Origin of the sequence: Mesorhizobium qingshengii, assembly GCF_027563465.1 — a bacterium.
GTDB lineage: Bacteria > Pseudomonadota > Alphaproteobacteria > Rhizobiales > Rhizobiaceae > Mesorhizobium > Mesorhizobium qingshengii_A.
This window is the reverse complement of sequence record NZ_JAPFQA010000002.1, coordinates 723,152-742,196: the sequence shown is the minus strand read 5'-3', so window position 1 is coordinate 742,196 and position 19,045 is coordinate 723,152. Positions and strand designations below refer to the sequence as shown.

Below are 19,045 nucleotides of genomic sequence, written 5' to 3'. Positions count from 1 at the left end.
GTTGCCCTCATGCCTTCATCGCGCCGGAGATCAGTGCGTCGACCTGGGTTTCGACCTCGATGCGCGCCTTCAGTTTGCCGGCAAAGTCGGCGCCCGCGGCCTTGGCGGCCTGCGGCAGCGTGTCATACTCGCTGAGCGCCTTGGCAAAGTCGCCCTGATTGACCGCAACCTCGATGCGCGCGACGGTTTCCGGCGCGCCGGCCCCTTCGACGGCGCCGATCGGCCTGACCTTGACCAGCGATTCGGCGCTCGACAGCAGGTTCTGCAGCAGGCCGGCATTCTCATCGACGGGCCTCGCGGCCGCGACCATCGCGCTGGCGGCGGCATCCATCTGCGATGCGATCTCGGTGCGGGTCGGGACGCCCTCTTCGGCATAGGCGCGCAATGTCGCCAGCTGTGGCGCATCCGGCGAAATCGCCGCGAAGGTCTCGAGTTCGGCCGAGAACGGCGCGCCACGCTCGAGCGCCGACTTCAAAGCCGACGCGGCAATAGCGAGCGCGATTTTTGGCTGCCCTGCCGCTGCCTCGACCTTGCCGGAAAGCTGCGACACCGACTGTTCGAGCGCGGTGAGCCGGCCATCCTGCGCTGTCGCCGCCTCACCGGCTGATTTCACCAGCGCATCGAGACCAGCCAGTTTCTCGTTGAGCGGGCCGAGATCGACAGGAGCCGCGCTGCCGGCCTTGCCAAGCGCGGCGACCGCGGTTTCGATCTGCTTGACCTTGTCACCCAATGCGGCAAGCCCGGCGGTGTCGCCCGCGCCGCCGGATCCGACCGTCGATTTCAGCGCCGCGATGTCCATCTTGACCTGATCGAGCGCCGCCGACAGCCCGTCCACCTTGGCCGACGCGTCGGTGTTGCCACTCGCCTCCTTCAGCCCGGCAATCTCGGTCTTCAGCGAAGCGATCTCGCCATTGACGCCATCGAGCGAAACCCCGGAGCCGGGCGCGCCGAGCAGGCCGGCGAATTGCAGGCCACCGGCGCCGACCAGCGCGATGACACCGCCGATGATGCCGGCGGCGATGCCGTTGAGGCCGCCACGCTTCGGCTGCACTGCCATCGATTCGCCCCTCGTGTCGGCTTTCCCCGGCGCCGCTTTGGTCTCGGCGGTCCTGGTGGTTGCGTCCTCAAAGCTGTAGTCGGAGGTCTTGGCGCGGTTGGGCGGCGCATCCGAACCGGGATAAGGCAGCTCCGGTTCGGCGGCTTTGGCCCCGGCATCCGCCGGCGCGTCTGCCTCGGCCGCCCCTGCGGCGGCATCGGCATGCTCCCAGGGCTCGAGATCGGTCTGGTCGGCATGCACCGGTTCTTCGGGAACCTCGGCCGGCGTTTCTTCGGCGCCCGCTTGCGGCCTGGCGGCGTCCTCGTCGGCGATGCGCGAGACTGCGCCGGGCTCGAGTTCGATGGTCACCGGCTCACGCCGGCTTTTCGAGTGTCGCATCTTCGGCGTCTTGACCATGCCGGGGCTCCGCAAAAATTCGCTTCGTCTCAACGCCGGGCGGCGCTTGATGGTTCAGAAAGGGTCTAGCACATCACCAAGCGGTGAAAAGGGGCGGTGTGATGACGCGGCTCAGCGCCGCGCCCGCAAAAGTGCCAGCAGCGTTTCCTCGTCGGGTTGTTCGGCAATGCGGAGTCTCTCGCCGGCGGTATCGCCAAGGGCGGCGGCGATGCGCGCGGAAAGAGCGAAAAACCGTGTCTTTTCAAAGAGCCGTTGCAGAGTAGGCCGCGAGATCAGGGCCTGTAGCGCCGCAGCCGCCTTGGCCGAATAGAGCAGCACCGCGTCGGCGGGTTCACCCGAGAGACGCGCAAGCACGGCTTCGTCCGGATAATCAACCGCCAGCGTGTCATAGGTCTCGACGGCCTGGACCGGGACACCAGCCGCTTCCAGCCTCTGTTCGAACGCCGGAAACCGGACCCGTCCACAGAGATAGACGATGGTCTTGCCCGGAACATCGCCGGCCAGGCTGTCAGCCAAGGCTTCGGCATCGCCTGGGCCTTCGCTGACGGACAAGAACCCTGCTTTGCGGGCGGCCTCCGCGGTCCTCTTGCCGACGGCGTGACAGGGCAAGGCGGCAAGCGCCGCGATGACTTCTTTCGGCGCATGGCGCACCCCATTGGCGCTGGTGATGGCGACCGCCGCGGCGCCGGCTGCAAGCGGATCGGCAGCGACGGGCATTGCGACGGTCTCGGTGAGCGGCAACAGGACAGGCTCGAAGCCCCTGTCCCGCAGCAGCGACATCGTGCGCGATGCGCCCGGTTCCGGCCGCGTCACCAGAACGCGAAGCATGGTCAGGCCCAGCCGTCGAAGAACTTTTCGCCGGCCTTCGCCCGCACCGTCCCGGCGGCTTCCGCGCCGATGCGGGCGGCATCCCGCGCCGGACCCTGCAGCTCGACTGTGTGCGACTGCGTTCCGTCGGGCGAGATGATCAGCCCGGCGAAAGACAGCCGTTCGGCCTCGATGACGGCATGACCGGCGATCGGCGTGCGGCAGGAGCCATCGAGTGCAGCCAGAAAGGCACGTTCGCAGGCCAGCGCCTGTCCGGTCGGCACGTCATGGATGGCCGCCAGCATCCTGTCGGCGTCACGATCGCCGATGCGGCTCTCGATGCAGATCGCGCCCTGACCCGGCGCCGGCGGGAAGATGTCGAGCGGCATCAGGTCGGTGATGACATGGTCGAGCCCGAGCCGCTTCAGTCCGGCATGGGCGAGGATCGTACCGGCAGCGACGCCCTCGTCCAGCTTGCGCAGCCGCGTCTGCACATTGCCGCGAAACATCACCACGTCGAGATCCGGCCGCATCCTGCGGATCAGCGCCTGCCGCCGCAGCGACGACGAGCCGACTTTCGCCCCTTGCGGGAGGTCGGCGATCGTCTTCGCCGCCTTGCCCACAAAGGCATCGCGCGCATCCTCGCGCGGCAGGAAGGCACTGAGCTCCAGACCGTCGGGCAGTTGCGTCGGCATGTCCTTCGACGAATGCACGGCGATGTCGATCCTGCGCGCGAGCAGCGCCTCCTCGATCTCCTTGGTGAACAGCCCCTTGCCGCCGGCTTCCGACAGCGGCCGGTCCTGGATGCGGTCGCCGCTGGTCGAGATGACGACGACCTCGAACGCCGCCGCCGGCAGGCCATGCGCGGCCATCAGCCGCGCCTGCGTTTCATGCGCCTGCGCCAGCGCCAGCGGGCTGCCGCGTGTTCCGATTCTCAAGATTGTTTGCATGGCGCGCGGTCCGTGATAACCCCCCGGGCAAATGGAGGTCTGTCGAGATTCAGGTCAGGCCGGGCCGAAAATGGTGGTTCCGAGAACCGGAGCGGAGCGTACCTTCGGGTACGCGGGCACGGAAGCGCGGAAATCGCCATATGCAGGCCGGCATCACCTGAATACCGGCAGACCTCCTAACGGGGAAAGCCCGACGATACAATCTCTGGGGACAGCGACCAATTGATCCGCGTTCTGGGCATTGAGACGAGTTGTGACGAGACCGCCGCCAGCGTCGTGGCGCTGGACGGCGATGCCGCGCCGAAAATCCTGTCCAACATCGTGCTCAGCCAGATCGAGGAGCATGCCGCGTTCGGCGGCGTCGTACCGGAGATCGCCGCGCGCGCCCATGTCGAGGCGCTGGACGGCATCGTCGAGGCCGCGTTGGCCGATTCGGGCCTCGACCTAGCCGACATCGATGCCATCGCCGCCACCGCCGGCCCCGGCCTTGTCGGCGGCCTGATTGTCGGGCTGATGACGGCCAAGGCGATCGCCGCCGCCGCGGGCAAGCCGCTGATCGCCATCAATCATCTCGAAGGCCACGCCTTGACCGCAAGGCTGACCGACGGGCTCGATTTTCCCTATCTGCTGCTGCTGGTCTCCGGCGGCCACACGCAGATCCTCGCCGTGCGCGGCGTCGGCGACTATCAGCGCTGGGCAACCACCATCGACGACGCGCTCGGCGAAGCCTTCGACAAGACGGCCAAGATGCTCGGCCTGCCCTATCCCGGCGGACCGAACGTCGAAAAGGCGGCACAGGCCGGCAATGCGGCGCGCTTTGCCTTTCCCCGTCCGATGAAGGGTTCGGCGCAGCCCGACTTCTCCTTCTCCGGTTTGAAGACCGCCGTGCGCCAGGCGGCCACCGCCATCGCCCCCTTGAGCGACCAGGATGTCGCAGACATCTGCGCTTCGTTCCAGGCGGCGGTCGCCGATGCGCTGGCCGACCGTGTCGGGCGCGCCCTGGCGCGCTTCCGCGAGGCATTTCCCGGCACCAGGAACCCGGCGCTGGTCGTCGCCGGCGGTGTCGCCGCCAACCGCACCATCAAGGCGACGCTGGAACGCCAGTGCGCCGAGGCCGGCTTCACCTTCGTCGCGCCGCCGCTGAAGCTTTGCACCGACAATGCGGCAATGATCGCCTGGGCCGGCATCGAACGGTTGCGCGAAGGCATGGCGCAGGAGAACGGCTTCGATTTCGTGCCGCGCTCGCGCTGGCCGCTGGACAGCATCTCGACGCCGATGGTCGGTTCCGGCCGGCGCGGAGCCAAGGCATGAATGATCGAGCCCTGAGCAGCCGAGACATGAACAGTCCGGGCAAAAGCGGCTGGCGCGTCACTGTCCTCGGCGGCGGCGCCTGGGGCACGGCGCTGGCGCTGGCCATGCTGCGCGCTGGCCATTCGGCGCGGCTGTTCGCGCGCGACCCGGAAACCGTCGCCTCGATCGGCCGTGGCGAGAACCCGCGCTATCTGCCCGGCATCGCCATCGCGCCCGGCATCGAGGCGACGAGCGACATCAAGACAGCGCTCGCCGGCGCTGATTGCGTGCTGGCGGTGACGCCGGCGCAATCATTGCGGGCAACGCTGACGCTCGCGAAAGACCATATGCCGCGCGGCATTCCGCTCGTTCTCTGCGCCAAGGGCATCGAGCGCGACACCGGTGCCCTGCTGTCGGCGATCGTCGAGGAAATCCTGCCGCAAAATCCCGTCGCCGCCCTGTCGGGCCCGAGCTTCGCCACCGATGTCGCCCGAGGCCTGCCGACGGCGGTGGTGGTGGCCGCCCGCGACGAAGCTCTGGCCGCCGACCTCGCCGCCCGCTTTTCCGCCGAGAACCTGCGCTGCTATTCGAGCGACGACCTCATCGGTGTCGAGATCGGCGGCGCCTTGAAGAACGTCTTCGCCATCGCCGCCGGGGCGGTCACCGGCGCCGGGCTTGGCGCCAGCGCCCAGGCCGCCATGGTGACGCGCGGTTTCGTCGAGCTGCGCCGCATCGGTGCTGCTTTCGGCGCCAGGCCCGAAACCCTGATGGGGCTTTCCGGCCTCGGTGACCTGCTGCTCACCTGCTCCTCCGCCCAATCGCGCAACTTCGCCTATGGGCTGGCGCTCGGGCAAGGCAAGCCACTTGCCGGACTGCCGCTGGCCGAGGGCGTGCCGACGGCGGCAATCGCCGCCCGCATCGCCAGCGAGCGCAACATCGATGCGCCGATCATCACCGCCGTTGCGGCCATACTGGACGGCACCATCACCATCCAGCAGGCTGTGACCGCCTTGATGACCCGGCCGCTGAAGACCGAAACCAACGATTGATCCCCACGACCTTTGATCCAACGACCAGGAGAAGACCATGCTGTTTGCTCTGATTTGCAAGGACAAGCCCGGAAGCCTGCAGGTGCGCCTCGACACGCGGCCCGAGCATGTTGCCTTTCTGGAGGGATTGAACGGCGACAAGAAGCTGGCTTTTGCCGGTCCGTTCCTCGATGCCGAAGGCAAGCCCAACGGCAGCCTCGTGGTCGTCGAGGCGCCGGACCTGGCCGCAGCGCAAGCCTTGTCGGCCGCCGACCCCTACGCCAGGGCCGGACTGTTCGAAAGCGTCGAAATCCGCCAGTGGAACTGGACGTTCAACAAGCCGGCGGCTAGTTAATTCCGGTCGACGGCGAGCGAACGCCAGAGCAATTCCAGGAAAAGTGTGAAACGGTTTTCCGTCCGCAATTGCGTCAAGATAAAGAGTCCAGGAGGAGCAAATGAACTACTGGCTGTTCAAATCCGAACCCTCGGTCTTCTCCTTCGAGGCGTTGAAGGCCAAGGGCAAGGCCGGCACGCAATGGGATGGCGTGCGCAACTATGCCGCGCGCAACAACATGAAGGCGATGCAGATCGGCGATCTCGGCTTCTTCTACCATTCCAACGAGGGGCTCAACGTGGTCGGCATCGCCGAAGTCTGCGCGCTTGCCCATCCCGACACCACGTCGGACGATCCGCGGTGGGAATGCGTCGACATCCGCGCCTTCACGGATGTGCCGAACCCGCCGACGCTGGAACAGGTCAAGGCCAACCCGAAGCTTGCCGAAATGGCGCTGGTGCGGTTAGGGCGGCTTTCGGTGCAGCCGGTGACGCCGGCCGAGTGGAAGGAAGTCTGCCGCATGGGCGGCCTGACTCCCGCTCCGTGACAGCGCTTACGCCAGGCAGCGCCAGGCAGTTCATTCTCGACAACACGGCGCTGATGGCGCCGCCGCACGTGCCGGAGCTTCTTCTGCATCTTGCCGACGAAGCCCATGATTTGTGGCAGCGGACCGAGGATGAGCTGGTCGAGATCGGGCTGCCACCGCCCTTCTGGGCGTTTGCCTGGGCCGGAGGCCAAGGCCTTGCGCGCTATGTCATCGACAATCCCGATACAGTGCGTGGCAAGCGCGTGCTCGATTTCGCTTCCGGCTCCGGCCTTGTCGCCATCGCCGCCGCCAGGGCGGGTGCCGTTGGGGTTGTCGCCGCCGACATCGACCCGTTCTGCGCGACCGCGATCCGTCTCAACGCGCAAGCCAATGGCGTCGCGATCGACTTCCTCGGCACGGATTGCATCGGGACCGACGCGGGTTGGGACGTGATCCTGGCCGGCGACGTTTTCTATGACAAATCCTTCGCCGACCGGTTGATGCCGTGGTTCGCGACACTCAAGGCGCGCGGCGCCGAGATCCTCGTCGGCGATCCCGGCCGGTCGTATATGCCGAAGGCCGGGCTGGAACCGCTCGCGGTCTATGAAGTCGCCGTCACGCGGGCCTTGGAAGATTCCCTGGTCAAACGCACGACCGTCTGGCGGTTTGCTTGACGCCGTCGCCGAACAGGCGTTTCCATAAATCTGCATCTGGAGGGGGAAGCTCATGGATTTTTCAGCGGTGAACTGGCTGGCGGTGGTCGCCGCCGCCGTGGTGGCGTGGTTGTTCGGCGCCGCCTGGTACATGGCCTTGAGCAAGCCGTGGCTGAAGGCCGCAAAACTCGATCCGGCGACAATGAAGAAATCGCCGCTGCCCTTCGTCACCAGCTTCATCGCCGAGCTGGTCATGGCCTACATAATGGCCCTGGTCGTCGGGGCGATGACCGGCGGTGAGCCGACATGGCTCGCCGGACTGGTCTTCGGCTTCGTGCTTTGGCTGGGTTTCGTCGCGACAACGCTCTCGGTCAACCATCGCTACGAGAATTTCGGCTGGGACCTGACCCTCATCGACGGCGGCCACTGGCTCGGCGTGCTCTTGATCATCGGCGCGGTGATCGGCTGGTTCGGCGCCGCGGCAAGCTGAACGGACGGCGGTGCTTTGATGCTGGCGGATGAGTCCGGATTCCCTCGCGACCTGGTGTTCACCCGGGTCTGTCACGTCAAGCAAGGCTACGAGGATCGGCGTCGGCACATCGTCAAGGAGTTCGAGCGGCGCGGGGTGCCGGTTTACTTCTACACCGACTGGGACCAGCCGGAGGTCACCCCGGACATCCGCGCCGAGCTGATTGCCCCCGACTTTGTCCATCCGGCACGCGTCTCGCTGGCGCTGAAGCATGTCGGCATCTGGCGCGACTTCCTCGAGACCGACCTGCCCTATTGCCTGGTGTTCGAGGATGATGTCTTCCTCGCCCGCGACTTTGTCGCCAAGTTCCGGCAAGGGCTGACCGAACTCGGCGACCCCATGCGCAAGGCCGTCATCTACCTTGGCAATGGCAGCAACTACTACACGCCGATCTGGAAATTGCGCAGGGGTCAGAAGCTTTATCCGGCGCTCCATGCCAGATGCGCCGATTCCTACCTCATCACCCGCCCTGTCGCAGAAGCCCGTTGTGCCTGGATCGCCCGGAACAAGATATCCAGGCCGATCGATCATCAGATCGAACAAATGGACGACGAACTGGGGATTGAAATGCTGTGGTTCGAACGGCCGATTGCCGAGCAGGGCAGCGAAAACGGCGCTTTCCAGACCTCCGTTGCCGGCAAATCGCGTCCGCTGCTGTACAAGAAACTGCAGTGGAACTGGAAGAAGTACAACCGCATGATTTTCGGCCACAACGCCCGCTCCTGAGCAAAAGGACAGGCGGCGGCCGTGCCTATGCCTTGTCCGTGGTTCGCGTCCTGGCCACCTCCTCGAGAATCCATTCGCGAAAGGCGACGATGCGGGGATCGTCAGCCGTGGCCTGGGGATAGACCAGGAAGTAGGCGAATTCCGGCGCGACCCTGATGCTGAGTTCGAAGGGCCGCACCAGCCGGCCTTCGGAAAGGTCGTTTGCCACCATGGCGAAATCGGCGAGCGCCACGGCGTTGCCGTCGAGCGCCGCCTGGACCGCATCCGTGGACGTCCCGAAGACGACGGTGCGGCTGTCGTCGAAATCATCGACGCCGGCCGCCGCCATCCACATCCGCCAGTTCGGCCATGTCACGCCCTGGCGCGCCCATTCGATATGGGCGAGCGTATGGTTGAAGAGATCGCGCGGCTCCCGCAAGGGCGGTCCGGATTTCAGCAGGCTCGGGCTGCACACCGGAATGATGATGTTGTCGAACAGGCGGTGCGCACAAAGCCCGGGATATTTGCCGACGCCGAAGCGGATGCCGACATCGACATCGTCGAGGTCGAAATCGCGCAATCCGTAGGCGATGTCGAATCTGAGCTCGATGCCCGGCCTCTGCTTGCGGAAATCCTCGACGCGCCGCATCAGCCATTTGGCCGCGAACTGCGCGTCTAGTGTCACCTTCAGGAATTCCGTCCCGCGCGCCATCTTGCGCGCCCGCATGGCGGCCCGGCCAAGCAGGTCGAGCGCGTCGGTCGCGGCCTCGAACAGGACCGTGCCCGCCTCCGTCAGCCGGATGGTGCGGCTGGTGCGGGTGAAAAGCACGATGCCGAGCTGATCCTCGATTTCCTTAATCTGGTGGCTGACGGCGGCCGGCGTCAGGCCGAGCTCGTCGGCGGCGCGAGTGAAATTGAGATGCCGGGCCGCTGCCTCCAGCGTCCTGAGCGCCCGGGTTCCCGGCAGGAGGGTTGCCATCAGTGCGTGCCCTGGTCGAAGCGGCCCACGGCCTCTGCATCCTCAAATAAAACTTGATGATAGGGAAAAAACTACTCGTTTCCTGCTTGGATTTCAATCGGGCATGATGCGTGTATCGAAACACCATCAAACCGGATTTGATGTCCGGTAAACGGATCATGTCATGTCGCAAATCGCTCTCAACTCTGCCCCTGCCCGGCCGGCCTGGCTGACCGCCACCCTCGACTGGCTGCGTCAAGCCAGGGTCGCGATCAACCTTCCGCACCAGAACGTCGAGGACCTGTCCGATCGCCAGTTGCGCGATGTTGGCGCCAGGCGCAAGGACATCGCGCGGGCAATGGACCGCGAGATGGGGCGGCTGGGTCTCCTCGACATCGGCTGGCAGCAGCCACGGAAATAGGGGATTAAGGCAGTAGGGCGGTAGGGGAAATCAGGTAACAGCGGAGCCACACCCTACTGCCTACTGCCTACTGCCTACTGCCTATTCCCTATTCCCTACCTTACCACCCTCATCACCGTCCGGTCCGACAGCAGCGGCAAGAGCCGCGCCATCGTGCGTGCCGTCACCGCGACGCACCCTTGCGTCGGCGTGAAACCGGGGCGTGCCAGGTGGAAGAAGATGGCGCTGCCGCGTCCACGCCGGCGCGGCGATAGATTCCAGTCGAGCACCAGGCAGGCGTCATAGAGCCGGTCGTCGCGCCGCATGCGTTCGTGGCTGGCGCCATAGGGGATCTTGACCGGCCGGTTGTAGTTGCGATCGTCAGGCACTTCGCACCAGCCGAGATCGGGCCCGATCGGCGCCATCGCCAGGCGGGTCTTGCGGCCGCCAGAGAACTGATCTCCCCGGAAATAGCCCGACAGGATCCGCATCGAGGCGAGCGGCGTGGCGCCGTCGCCTTCACGCTTGTCGGCCGAGATGCCGCCACGCCCCAGCGCACAGGCAAATACCGTTGCGCCAGCCTGCAGCAGGCCCTGGCTTGGATGGCCGGGCCTGGCCCGCACGGTCAGCACGCGCAGCCCTTTTGGCAAAATTGCGCCGGCTGCATTGCGCTCGCGTTTTTTCTTGTATGATCGTGCCATGGAACAAATCACTGTGATCGGCTGTTGTGCCGGTCAGCTTCCGCATAAACAGGCAGTGGTCAATTGAATTTTCTTTTCAAAACAACGGATTGATCCATGACTTCACGCACCATCCTGATCGTCGACGACGATGACGACCTGCGCGGCACGCTGGTCGAGCAATTGTCCCTTTACGAGGAATTCGACGTGCTGCAGGAATCGACTGCGGCAAAAGGCGTCGCTGCGGCGCGCGGCGGCCTCATCGATCTGCTCATCATGGATGTCGGGCTGCCCGACATGGATGGCCGCGAAGCGGTAAAGATCCTGCGCAAGGGCGGCTACAAGGCGCCCATCATCATGCTGACCGGCCACGATACCGATTCCGACACGATCCTAGGTCTCGAGGCCGGGGCCAACGACTATGTGACGAAACCGTTCCGCTTCGCCGTGCTGCTGGCGCGCATCCGCGCGCAATTGCGCCAGCATGAACAGAGCGAGGACGCCACCTTCTCGGTCGGCCCCTACACCTTCAAGCCCAGCCAGAAACTGCTGATCGACCCGCGCGGCGCCAAGGTGCGGCTGACGGAGAAGGAAGCCTCGATCATCAAATATCTCTATCGCGCCGACCAGAAGGTGGTGACGCGCGATGTGCTGCTCGAGGAAGTCTGGGGCTACAATTCCGGCGTCACCACGCACACGCTGGAAACCCATGTCTACCGGCTGCGCCAGAAGATCGAGCGTGATCCTTCCAATGCGGAAATTCTTGTGACAGAAAGCGGCGGCTACAAGCTGGTTCCTTAAACATTTCATTATCCAATGAGCGGCCGGGGCGGGGCTGCTTTCGGGTACGATCCTGTTGGAGGGGGTTCTGGATCGACTCCGCGCATCGGCCCAAAAATCGGATTCGATTTTTGGAAAGCACGATGCGCAGATTGAAAAATGTTAGAGCGTCCTTTGCGCGTCCAAGAAGACGCGCGGCGCTCTAAAGGAGGGATTGGACTGACCGTTCGGGGACAAAGCTAGATGGCGCTGGATGACGACATCCGCATCCTGTCCGCCGTGAGGCTCTTCGAAGGCTTCACGCAGGAACAGTTGCGCCTGCTCGCCTTCGGCGCCGAGACCACCCTGCTGCAGGCCGACCACAAGCTTTACCGCGAGGACGACGAGGCCGATTCGGCGTATATCGTGGTCAGCGGGCGCATCGTGCTCTATCGCGAGCAGAATGGCGAACGCATCCCGATCGGCACGGCCGGCCCCGGCACGATGCTGAGCGAACTGGCATTGATCGCCGACACCAACCGGCTGACCAGCGCGTCGGCCGAGATCGATTCGGAAGTGATCCGGCTCAGCCGCAAGATGTTCCGCCGCATCCTCGAGGAATACCCGGAAGTGGCCGTGCAGTTGCATCAGCGCATCCTGGAGGATTTCCAGGCAATGATCCGCCGCATCGAGAGCCTGGCGCCGCGCTTCTCGGGCTGAGCCACTGCGGCGAAGCATCCGAGCGTCGCAGCGGTGCGGAAGATGCCGGCGGGGCTGTACAGCGGCTTCAATCGTCGACCCCCTGACGGCCGATCTTATTCAAGATCAAACCGCGCGATCACCGGCACATGGTCCGACGGCCGCTCCCAGCCGCGCGCCGGGCGCAGGATCTCGTAGCCGGCGAAATCGGGCACCAGATTCGGTGACGACCAGACATGGTCGAGCCGCCGGCCGCGGTTCGACGCCTCCCAGTCCTGTGCGCGATAGCTCCACCAAGTGTAGAGCTTCTGTTCATGCGGCACGTTGAGCCGCATCAGGTCGACCCAGTCGCCGGCCAGCCGCATCGCCTCGAAACTCTCCGTCTCGACCGGCGTGTGGCTGACCACGTTGAGCAGCTGCTTGTGCGACCAGACGTCGTGCTCGAGCGGCGCGATGTTGAGGTCGCCGACCAGCACCGAGCCCGACACCTCGTCATGCTCGGCCCGGATGGCATTCATCTCGGCGACGAAATCGAGCTTGTGCTTGAACTTCCTGTTGATGACGGGATCCGGTTCGTCGCCACCCGCCGGAACATAGAAATTGTGCAGCAGGATCGCCTTGCCGCCGGCCCGCACTGTCACCGACAAATGCCGGCTGTCCTCGATCTCGCAGAAGCGTCGCTTTTCGACCACCTCGATCGGCCGCCGCGCCACCGTCGCGACGCCGTGATAGCCCTTCTGGCCATGGAAGGCGATGTGCTCGTAGCCGAGCTTGCGGAACGCCTTCTCGGGAAACAGCTCGTCGGGAACCTTGGTTTCCTGCAGGCAAAGCACGTCGGGTGCATGCTCGACAAGCAGGCGTTCGACGATCGGCATGCGCAGGCGCACGGAGTTGATGTTCCAGGTGGCAATCGAAAAGGGCATTCGGCGGTCCGGAAAGAGGTCCCGAACTACTGCCAGCCGCGCGCCGCAAAGACAAGCCAGCATGCGCGTGCTGCTTCCTCTCGCACCAGCGGCAGCTGGGATTCAGGTCAGGCCGAGTCGGAGTCGAAGACGGGCGCGAAGCGACCAAACAAGGTGGTTTCCGAGAACCGGAGCGGAGCGTACTTGAAGTACGCGAGCACCGGAAGCGCAGGAAACCGTCATTTGCAGACCGGCATCACCTGAATCTACCGCGTCTTGGTGTTCAGCTCGCGGTTGGCGGTGTAGTCGATGGCAAAGGTATCAGGTGCGAAGCTGACGCCTTCCTTGGTGTTGAAGATCATCACCGTGGTGTCCTTGCCTTGCGCGTCGGTGATCGTCCATTGCCGCAAATCATAGGTTTTCGGATCGAACATCATGGTGATCCTGGCATTGCCGAACACCGACTTGTCAGCGAGCTGGATCGTGGTGAGGTCGTCTTCCTCCTTGACGCTTTTGACGCGGTCGCCGGAGAGGTCGATTCTGTTGTCGAGCAGCAGCTTCAGCGGCGTCTTCGACAGCGGATAGAGATCGGACGTGTTGAGCTTCTTGTTCAGGATGACCACCGACTTGCCGTCTGAAATCACCTTGAAATTCGAGGCACCGTCATAGTTGAAGCGGATCTTGCCCGGCCGCTCCAGGAAAAACTTGCCGCCGGTCTGCTCGCCCTTGGGGCCGAACTGCACGAATTCGCCGCTCATCGATTTGACCGAGGAAAAATGGTCGGCGATCTTCTGCGCGGCCGGTGGCACGGCCGCCTGCGCCGAGGCCAGCAACTGGAACCCGGGCATCACGTTGAAGGCCGCGGCTCCTGCGAACGCCAGGCCGAGGCCAAGCAGCTGGCGTCGGCTGGGAGCAAGATCGCTGAGCACTGAAGGAGCATTTTTCATGTCGGTCACTCTCATCTGATTCCTGAGTTGTTCTGGTCCTTGGACCCCCAGTTGGGCTGAAGTTTGGCGGGGCGGGCGCCCCTCGATCGCTTCAACGCGCTGAAAGGTTCAAGGTTGCCGGACAGGACGATGTCGAAGGCCAGGACTCCTGGTCAGAACTTGTCGTCTTCGGTCGGCACCAGGATCTCGCGCTTGCCGGCGTGGTTGGCCGGGCCGACGATACCTTCCTTCTCCATCTTCTCGATGATCGAGGCGGCGCGGTTGTAGCCGATGCCCAGCCGGCGCTGGATATAGCTGGTGGAAGCCTTGCCGTCGCGCAGCACCACGGAAACCGCCTGATCGTATGGATCGTCGGAATCCTCGAAATTGCTGTTGCCGCCGCCACTTCCGGAGCCGCCCTTGCCGGACGGCTCGTCGTCGTCCTCGCCGTCGTCCTCGGTGATGGCGTCCAGATATTCAGGCACGCCCTGCAGTTTCAGATGCGCGACGATCCTTTCGACCTCTTCGTCGGCGACAAACGGGCCGTGGACGCGCTGGATGCGTCCACCGCCGGCCATGTAGAGCATGTCGCCCATGCCGAGCAGCTGCTCGGCGCCCTGCTCGCCCAGGATGGTGCGGCTGTCGATCTTCGACGTCACCTGGAAGGAGATGCGGGTCGGGAAATTGGCCTTGATCGTGCCGGTGATGACGTCGACCGACGGGCGCTGCGTGGCCATGATGACATGGATGCCGGCGGCACGCGCCATCTGCGCCAGGCGCTGCACGGCACCTTCGATGTCCTTGCCGGCGACCATCATCAGGTCGGCCATTTCGTCGATGATGACGACGATATAGGGCATCGGCTCGAGATCGAGATTCTCGGTCTCGTAGATCGCCTCGCCGGTCTGGCGATCGAAGCCGGTCTGCACGGTGCGCGAGATCTTTTCGCCCTTCTTGTCCGCCTGGCTGACACGGGCATTGAAGCCGTCGATGTTGCGCACGCCGACCTTCGACATCTTGCGGTAGCGGTCCTCCATCTCGCGCACGGTCCATTTCAGCGCCACCACCGCCTTCTTCGGGTCGGTGACCACCGGCGTCAACAGGTGCGGGATGCCGTCATAGACCGAGAGTTCCAGCATTTTCGGATCGATCATGATCAGCCGGCAATCCTGCGGCGTCAGCCGGTAGAGCAGCGACAGGATCATGGTGTTGATGGCGACCGATTTGCCCGAGCCGGTGGTGCCGGCGACCAGCACGTGCGGCATCTTGGCGATGTCGACGATGACCGCCTCGCCATTGATGGTCTTGCCCAGCGCCAGCGCCAGCTTGGCCTTGGTCGTCTCGAAGTCACGGCTGGCCAGGATTTCCCGGAGATAGACGGTTTCGCGCTTGGCGTTGGGCAGCTCGATGCCGATGGCGTTGCGGCCGGGCACCACGGCGACGCGGCAGGCGATCGCGCTCATCGAGCGGGCGATATCGTCGGACAGGCCGATGACGCGCGACGATTTGATACCGGGCGCCGGTTCGAGCTCGTAGAGGGTGACCACCGGACCGGGGCGGACGGCGATGATCTCGCCCTTGACGCCGAAATCCTCCAGCACGCCCTCGAGCAGGCGCGCGTTCTGCTCCAGCGCGTCCTTGGACAGGCTGGCATCGCGCACCACGTTCTTTGGCTCGGACAGGAAATGCAGCGACGGCATTTCGAACTTTTCCGAGCCGATCAGCGATGTCTGCGCCTCGCGCTGGACGCGGGCGCCAGGAGCCGGACGCGGCGCCGGCGCCTCGACACGGGTGGCGGCATCGGAGCGGAATTGCTGCACCCTGGCGGTCGGCGCCGCGCGCCGCTGGCTGGCGGGCTCGAAATCCATGTCGTCATCGGCTTCGAACACGTCGGCATCATCGGGGTCGAGCGAGGCGCTGCGGTCATTGACCATGGCGGCGAAGAATTCAGGCTCGACGCGGGCGCGGCCGTCCTGGCTCATCCGCGATTCGGCGAACTCGGCCGATTCGACCCGTTCGGCGGCGCGCCGCCAGGCCGTGGAGCGCTGCTCCATCTCCGGCTCGTATTCGTCCCGCTCCTGCCTGCGGCGCACGGCGCGGCGGTGCATCCAGGCGCGCAGTGACAGCCACCAGTGGGTGATGGCGCCAAGCGCCAGAATGCCTTCGTCGCCCTCGTCCTCGTCATTGTCGAACAAAAGGTCGTCCTCGCGCGGATCCGCGGCCGGCTCGTCCTCCATGACGGCGAAGCCGTTCTTGCGTCCGATCAGCGCCGAACCATGGGCGAAGAGCCACAACGCCGGTGCCGCCAGCAAGATGGCGATGATGCTGGCGACAAGACCGGTCGGATAGCCGCCGATGACAACACCCGGTATCTTCAGCACCATGTCGCCGAACACGCCGCCGAGGCCGGTCGGCAGCGGCCAGGTCTTTGGCGGCACCACGCAGCCGGCCATGGCAGCGGCCAGCAGGGCAAAGCCGAACCAGGACAAGCCGCGCCTGGGCAGCCTGTCGACGCCGCGCGCCGAAAACAGCAGGAACCCCCAGATGACAGCCGGCACCAGCGCCGCGACGGCGGCGAGGCCGAAGAACTGCATGGCAAGGTCGGAGAACACCGCGCCGGCATAGCCCATGGCGTTGGTGACGGTGTTGTTTGTCGCGTGCGAGAAACTCGGGTCAGCGACGTTCCAGGTGGCAAGGCTGGCGACGCCGAAGGCGACCAGCGCGAACAGACCCGCGCCGACCAGCCGGCCGACCTGACGCCGCGCGAACGCCTGCATGCCGTGCCCCGTATCGGTCAGCGCGAGCGGTGCTGAAGCCCCTGAACGCATGCTCTTCCCCGTCTGTCATTGCCTCGCGCGGGTGCATGGCGCACTCCGGCAGATTCGGATGTCAGACTATCGGTGGGAAGGTTAAGGGCGCATTAACCATGGCTTTTGCCGGCGCCTGCTTGCAGAGAGAAAGATGGCGGGCCGCGAAGCCCGCCATCTTTTCATGGCAACGGCGAAACGATCAGGCCCGTCCGGACCCGATCTTGCGCAATCACGCAATCACTTGTGACCGGCGTACGCCATCAGGCTGGCGCAGAATTCGGCGTGAGGCTTGCTCATCGCCGCGTCCTGGCATTCCTTCATCATCGAGTCCTGCTTGTCCTTGGCCGTCGAAGCCCAGGCCGCCTTGAAATCCGCCTCGGACTTCATGGTCTTCATGCCGGTATCGGTGAAGAACGGCGCCATGTTGTCAGGTTCGTCGAGGGCGCCTGCCAACGCAACGCCGCTGACCATGGAAAGAGCGAGTGCGCCGAGGAAGATGTTCTTGAGTTTCATGAGATGGTTCCTTCCCTGTCGTTTTGCACGAGCGTCGGAACGACGATCGTCCTCAAGGTACGGGGCAAGGGCGGTCGATGTTTCTTCCGAAATCTTCTTCACGCGAACGTGATTGCACGAACCACGGCATGGCCGGAACGTTTTTCCAAAAAAAAGAGGCCCGGATGCGATCCGGGCCTCAATGCGTGAACTCCTTTCGGGAGCGTCACGACGGGATCTCTTGAGGCAATTCCGGGAAAGTGTGCAGCGGCTTTCCGTTCGGAATTGTTTGAAGTCGGACAGGGCCGGCGGGAGGAGGGTTCCGCCGGCCCCGTTGGCTAAGCTGGCCTCACGGCACCACTTCGCCATGCTGGGAGATGTCGAGGCCTTCGACCTCTTCCTGCGTCGTCGGACGCAGGCCGACCAGCGCCTTGACGATGTAGAGGATCACGAAGGTGGCAATCGCCGTCCAGATGATGGTGACCGCGACGCCGTAGATCTGCTTGCCGAGCGAAGCACCCGACGACAGGCTGTTGATCGCCGGATCGGCCAGCACGCCGGTGAGCAGGGCGCCGATCACACCGCCTACGCCGTGTACGCCGAAGGCATCGAGCGAGTCGTCATAGCCGAACATGTGCTTGACCTTGACCGCCGAGAGGTAGCAGACGACGCCGGCGACGATGCCGACGATGAAGGCGCCGGTCGGGTTGACGAAGCCGGAAGCCGGGGTCACCGCGACCAGGCCGGCAACGGCGCCCGAGATGATACCGAGCACGGAGGGCTTCTTGGCGACGATCCATTCGGCGAACATCCAGGCCAGCGCCGCGGCTGCGGTGGCAACCTGGGTGTTGAGCATGGCAGCGCCGGCGAGGCCGTCGGCCGCGAGCTCCGAACCGGCATTGAAGCCGAACCAGCCGACCCACAGCAGCGAAGCGCCGATCACCGAATAGACCAGGTTGTGCGGCGCCATGTTGGTGGTGCCGTAGCCTTCGCGTTTGCCAAGCACGAGTGCGCAGACGAGACCGGCGACACCCGCGTTGATGTGGACGACCGTGCCGCCGGCGAAATCGAGCACGCCAGCCGTGCCGAGGAAGCCGCCGCCCCAGACCCAATGCGCGATCGGCACGTAGACGACGAGCAGCCACAGCGCCATGAAGATCAGCAGCGCCGAGAATTTGAAGCGTTCGGCGAAGGCGCCGGCAATCAGCGCCGGGGTGATGATGGCGAAAGTCATCTGGAACATCGAGAAGACGAATTCAGGAATGTTCGCGACGCCCGGCAGCCACAGCGAGGCAGTGGTGATGCCGTGATGGAAGAATTTCGAGGTGCCGCCGAGATAGCTGTTCATGCCGCCGCCGTCGGAGAAGGCCAGCGAGTAGCCGAACATGAACCACAGCACCGTCACCAGGCAGGTGATGGCAAAGCTCTGCATGATGGTGGCCAGCACGTTCTTCTTGCGCACCATGCCGCCGTAGAACAGCGCCAGACCCGGGATGGTCATCATCAGCACGAGGGCCGTCGAGGTCAGCATCCAGGCGGTGTTGCCGGTATCGAGCACCGGGGTGGGGGCGGCAGCCGGCGCGGCCGCCGCGGCGGCGGGGGCCGCTTCCTGTGCGAAGGCGGCAACCGTGCCCAATGCTGCGAGAGCGAGCGAACCCAAAAGGGCGGCGCGTCCCGTTGTCTTCAAGGTGGAAGGAATATTCATTGAACTCTCCATTGGAATACGTTTTCGCCGCTCAGAGCGCGTCGGTGTCTGTTTCGCCGGTGCGGATGCGCACCGCCTGGTCGATGCCGAAAACGAAGATCTTGCCATCGCCGATCTGGCCGGTCTTGGCCGCCGCGGTGATGGCTTCGACGGCCTTGTCGACCATGTCGGCGCTGACCGCGACCTCGATCTTGATCTTCGGCAGGAAGCTGACCGCGTATTCCGCCCCACGATAGATTTCCGTATGTCCCTTCTGACGCCCGTAGCCTTTGACTTCGGTGACGGTCAGGCCCTGGATGCCGACGGCGGTAAGCGCTTCGCGTACCTCGTCGAGCTTGAACGGCTTGATGATTGCCATCACGATTTTCATAAGGTTTCACCCTTTGCTGTTGCGGTCCCCCGCGTTTGCACGACTTCACCGATCCCAAGGAGAGCCGGA

General features: G+C 64.6%; 21 protein-coding genes. 10 read left to right on the top strand and 11 right to left on the bottom strand.

Annotated elements, in window-relative coordinates; translation table 11 throughout:
• Nucleotides 1-7: 7 nt before the first annotated feature.
• The 3 genes from OOJ09_RS08275 to hemC all read right to left on the bottom strand — a co-directional run bounded on the left by OOJ09_RS08275 (nucleotide 8) and on the right by hemC (nucleotide 3,210).
• Nucleotides 8-1,453 (bottom strand): COG4223 family protein, encoded by a 1,446-nt coding sequence (locus tag OOJ09_RS08275; protein ID WP_269904712.1) that lies wholly within the window; start codon nucleotides 1,451-1,453, stop codon nucleotides 8-10.
• A 111-nt stretch (nucleotides 1,454-1,564) separates the two neighbouring features.
• On the bottom strand, nucleotides 1,565-2,281 hold the full coding sequence (locus OOJ09_RS08270; RefSeq protein WP_269904711.1) for a uroporphyrinogen-III synthase: 717 nt from the start codon (nucleotides 2,279-2,281) through the stop codon (nucleotides 1,565-1,567).
• 2 nt (nucleotides 2,282-2,283) lie between these two features.
• A complete protein-coding gene (gene hemC, locus OOJ09_RS08265) occupies nucleotides 2,284-3,210 on the bottom strand; it encodes a hydroxymethylbilane synthase (protein WP_269904710.1) in 927 nt (308 codons plus the stop codon).
• Between the two features lie 225 nt (nucleotides 3,211-3,435).
• Here hemC and tsaD point away from each other — a divergent pair, with 225 nt between their 5' ends.
• The 7 genes from tsaD to OOJ09_RS08230 all read left to right on the top strand — a co-directional run bounded on the left by tsaD (nucleotide 3,436) and on the right by OOJ09_RS08230 (nucleotide 8,296).
• Nucleotides 3,436-4,521: a tRNA (adenosine(37)-N6)-threonylcarbamoyltransferase complex transferase subunit TsaD gene (tsaD, locus tag OOJ09_RS08260; protein WP_269904873.1), complete on the top strand. Its 1,086-nt coding sequence runs from the start codon at nucleotides 3,436-3,438 to the stop codon at nucleotides 4,519-4,521.
• Entirely contained in the window at nucleotides 4,518-5,549 is a 1,032-nt protein-coding gene (locus tag OOJ09_RS08255) for an NAD(P)H-dependent glycerol-3-phosphate dehydrogenase (RefSeq protein WP_269904709.1), read from the top strand. The genes tsaD and OOJ09_RS08255 overlap by 4 nt, the downstream gene beginning before the upstream one ends.
• Before the next feature lie 37 nt (nucleotides 5,550-5,586).
• A complete protein-coding gene (locus OOJ09_RS08250; protein WP_269904708.1) occupies nucleotides 5,587-5,883 on the top strand; it encodes a YciI-like protein in 297 nt (98 codons plus the stop codon).
• 100 nt (nucleotides 5,884-5,983) lie between these two features.
• The gene (locus OOJ09_RS08245) at nucleotides 5,984-6,409 is read left to right on the top strand and encodes an EVE domain-containing protein (protein WP_269904707.1); all 426 of its coding nucleotides are present in this window, start codon (nucleotides 5,984-5,986) and stop codon (nucleotides 6,407-6,409) included.
• The gene (locus OOJ09_RS08240; protein ID WP_269904706.1) at nucleotides 6,406-7,062 is read left to right on the top strand and encodes a class I SAM-dependent methyltransferase; all 657 of its coding nucleotides are present in this window, start codon (nucleotides 6,406-6,408) and stop codon (nucleotides 7,060-7,062) included. The genes OOJ09_RS08245 and OOJ09_RS08240 overlap by 4 nt, the downstream gene beginning before the upstream one ends.
• A gap of 52 nt (nucleotides 7,063-7,114) precedes the next feature.
• On the top strand, nucleotides 7,115-7,531 hold the full coding sequence (locus OOJ09_RS08235) for a DUF1761 domain-containing protein (RefSeq protein WP_269904705.1): 417 nt from the start codon (nucleotides 7,115-7,117) through the stop codon (nucleotides 7,529-7,531).
• Between the two features lie 18 nt (nucleotides 7,532-7,549).
• Nucleotides 7,550-8,296, top strand: a complete 747-nt coding sequence (locus tag OOJ09_RS08230) for a glycosyltransferase family 25 protein (protein WP_269904704.1) — start codon at nucleotides 7,550-7,552, stop codon at nucleotides 8,294-8,296.
• Between the two features lie 25 nt (nucleotides 8,297-8,321).
• Here OOJ09_RS08230 and gcvA read toward each other — a convergent pair whose 3' ends face one another.
• Nucleotides 8,322-9,254: a transcriptional regulator GcvA gene (gcvA, locus tag OOJ09_RS08225; protein WP_269904703.1), complete on the bottom strand. Its 933-nt coding sequence runs from the start codon at nucleotides 9,252-9,254 to the stop codon at nucleotides 8,322-8,324.
• A gap of 163 nt (nucleotides 9,255-9,417) precedes the next feature.
• Between gcvA and OOJ09_RS08220 the strand changes: the two genes are divergently transcribed.
• On the top strand, nucleotides 9,418-9,654 hold the full coding sequence (locus OOJ09_RS08220; protein ID WP_269904702.1) for a hypothetical protein: 237 nt from the start codon (nucleotides 9,418-9,420) through the stop codon (nucleotides 9,652-9,654).
• 95 nt (nucleotides 9,655-9,749) lie between these two features.
• On the opposite strand, the gene OOJ09_RS08215 is transcribed toward OOJ09_RS08220, so the two are convergent.
• A complete protein-coding gene (locus OOJ09_RS08215; RefSeq protein ID WP_269904701.1) occupies nucleotides 9,750-10,334 on the bottom strand; it encodes a L,D-transpeptidase family protein in 585 nt (194 codons plus the stop codon).
• 96 nt (nucleotides 10,335-10,430) lie between these two features.
• On the opposite strand from OOJ09_RS08215, the gene OOJ09_RS08210 reads away from it, so the two are divergent.
• Complete coding sequence (locus OOJ09_RS08210) at nucleotides 10,431-11,114, top strand: response regulator transcription factor (RefSeq protein ID WP_091576052.1); 684 nt, start codon at nucleotides 10,431-10,433, stop codon at nucleotides 11,112-11,114.
• Between the two features lie 222 nt (nucleotides 11,115-11,336).
• Complete coding sequence (locus tag OOJ09_RS08205; RefSeq protein ID WP_269904700.1) at nucleotides 11,337-11,792, top strand: cyclic nucleotide-binding domain-containing protein; 456 nt, start codon at nucleotides 11,337-11,339, stop codon at nucleotides 11,790-11,792.
• A gap of 95 nt (nucleotides 11,793-11,887) precedes the next feature.
• On the opposite strand, the gene OOJ09_RS08200 is transcribed toward OOJ09_RS08205, so the two are convergent.
• From OOJ09_RS08200 to OOJ09_RS08175, 6 genes are all read right to left on the bottom strand, one after another.
• Complete coding sequence (locus OOJ09_RS08200) at nucleotides 11,888-12,694, bottom strand: exodeoxyribonuclease III (protein ID WP_269904699.1); 807 nt, start codon at nucleotides 12,692-12,694, stop codon at nucleotides 11,888-11,890.
• A 245-nt stretch (nucleotides 12,695-12,939) separates the two neighbouring features.
• Entirely contained in the window at nucleotides 12,940-13,620 is a 681-nt protein-coding gene (locus OOJ09_RS08195; protein ID WP_256752001.1) for an outer membrane lipoprotein carrier protein LolA, read from the bottom strand.
• Nucleotides 13,621-13,772: 152 nt separating this feature from the next.
• The gene (locus OOJ09_RS08190; protein ID WP_269904698.1) at nucleotides 13,773-16,427 is read right to left on the bottom strand and encodes a DNA translocase FtsK; all 2,655 of its coding nucleotides are present in this window, start codon (nucleotides 16,425-16,427) and stop codon (nucleotides 13,773-13,775) included.
• A gap of 219 nt (nucleotides 16,428-16,646) precedes the next feature.
• Nucleotides 16,647-16,922 carry a hypothetical protein gene (locus tag OOJ09_RS08185; protein WP_269904697.1) on the bottom strand — a complete coding sequence of 92 codons (276 nt, stop codon included), beginning with the start codon at nucleotides 16,920-16,922 and terminating at the stop codon, nucleotides 16,647-16,649.
• A 328-nt stretch (nucleotides 16,923-17,250) separates the two neighbouring features.
• Complete coding sequence (locus OOJ09_RS08180; RefSeq protein WP_420107498.1) at nucleotides 17,251-18,606, bottom strand: ammonium transporter; 1,356 nt, start codon at nucleotides 18,604-18,606, stop codon at nucleotides 17,251-17,253.
• A gap of 31 nt (nucleotides 18,607-18,637) precedes the next feature.
• Nucleotides 18,638-18,976, bottom strand: coding sequence for a P-II family nitrogen regulator (locus OOJ09_RS08175; RefSeq protein ID WP_013528889.1), 339 nt, complete (start codon nucleotides 18,974-18,976; stop codon nucleotides 18,638-18,640).
• Between the last annotated feature and the right edge of the window lie 69 nt (nucleotides 18,977-19,045).

Bases quoted from the DNA above. Each gene is read 5' to 3' on its own strand.
- OOJ09_RS08275 (WP_269904712.1), bottom strand. From the start codon at position 1,453: ATGGTCAAGACGCCGAAGATGCGACACTCGAAAAGCCGGCGTGAGCCG.
- OOJ09_RS08270 (WP_269904711.1), bottom strand. From the start codon at position 2,281: ATGCTTCGCGTTCTGGTGACGCGGCCGGAACCGGGCGCATCGCGCACG.
- hemC (WP_269904710.1), bottom strand. From the start codon at position 3,210: ATGCAAACAATCTTGAGAATCGGAACACGCGGCAGCCCGCTGGCGCTG.
- OOJ09_RS08255 (WP_269904709.1), top strand. From the start codon at position 4,518: ATGAATGATCGAGCCCTGAGCAGCCGAGACATGAACAGTCCGGGCAAA.
- OOJ09_RS08250 (WP_269904708.1), top strand. From the start codon at position 5,587: ATGCTGTTTGCTCTGATTTGCAAGGACAAGCCCGGAAGCCTGCAGGTG.
- OOJ09_RS08245 (WP_269904707.1), top strand. From the start codon at position 5,984: ATGAACTACTGGCTGTTCAAATCCGAACCCTCGGTCTTCTCCTTCGAG.
- OOJ09_RS08235 (WP_269904705.1), top strand. From the start codon at position 7,115: ATGGATTTTTCAGCGGTGAACTGGCTGGCGGTGGTCGCCGCCGCCGTG.
- OOJ09_RS08230 (WP_269904704.1), top strand. From the start codon at position 7,550: ATGCTGGCGGATGAGTCCGGATTCCCTCGCGACCTGGTGTTCACCCGG.
- gcvA (WP_269904703.1), bottom strand. From the start codon at position 9,254: ATGGCAACCCTCCTGCCGGGAACCCGGGCGCTCAGGACGCTGGAGGCA.
- OOJ09_RS08220 (WP_269904702.1), top strand. From the start codon at position 9,418: ATGTCGCAAATCGCTCTCAACTCTGCCCCTGCCCGGCCGGCCTGGCTG.
- OOJ09_RS08215 (WP_269904701.1), bottom strand. From the start codon at position 10,334: ATGGCACGATCATACAAGAAAAAACGCGAGCGCAATGCAGCCGGCGCA.
- OOJ09_RS08210 (WP_091576052.1), top strand. From the start codon at position 10,431: ATGACTTCACGCACCATCCTGATCGTCGACGACGATGACGACCTGCGC.
- OOJ09_RS08205 (WP_269904700.1), top strand. From the start codon at position 11,337: ATGGCGCTGGATGACGACATCCGCATCCTGTCCGCCGTGAGGCTCTTC.
- OOJ09_RS08200 (WP_269904699.1), bottom strand. From the start codon at position 12,694: ATGCCCTTTTCGATTGCCACCTGGAACATCAACTCCGTGCGCCTGCGC.
- OOJ09_RS08195 (WP_256752001.1), bottom strand. From the start codon at position 13,620: ATGAAAAATGCTCCTTCAGTGCTCAGCGATCTTGCTCCCAGCCGACGC.
- OOJ09_RS08190 (WP_269904698.1), bottom strand. From the start codon at position 16,427: ATGCGTTCAGGGGCTTCAGCACCGCTCGCGCTGACCGATACGGGGCAC.
- OOJ09_RS08185 (WP_269904697.1), bottom strand. From the start codon at position 16,922: ATGAAACTCAAGAACATCTTCCTCGGCGCACTCGCTCTTTCCATGGTC.
- OOJ09_RS08180 (WP_420107498.1), bottom strand. From the start codon at position 18,606: ATGAATATTCCTTCCACCTTGAAGACAACGGGACGCGCCGCCCTTTTG.
- OOJ09_RS08175 (WP_013528889.1), bottom strand. From the start codon at position 18,976: ATGAAAATCGTGATGGCAATCATCAAGCCGTTCAAGCTCGACGAGGTA.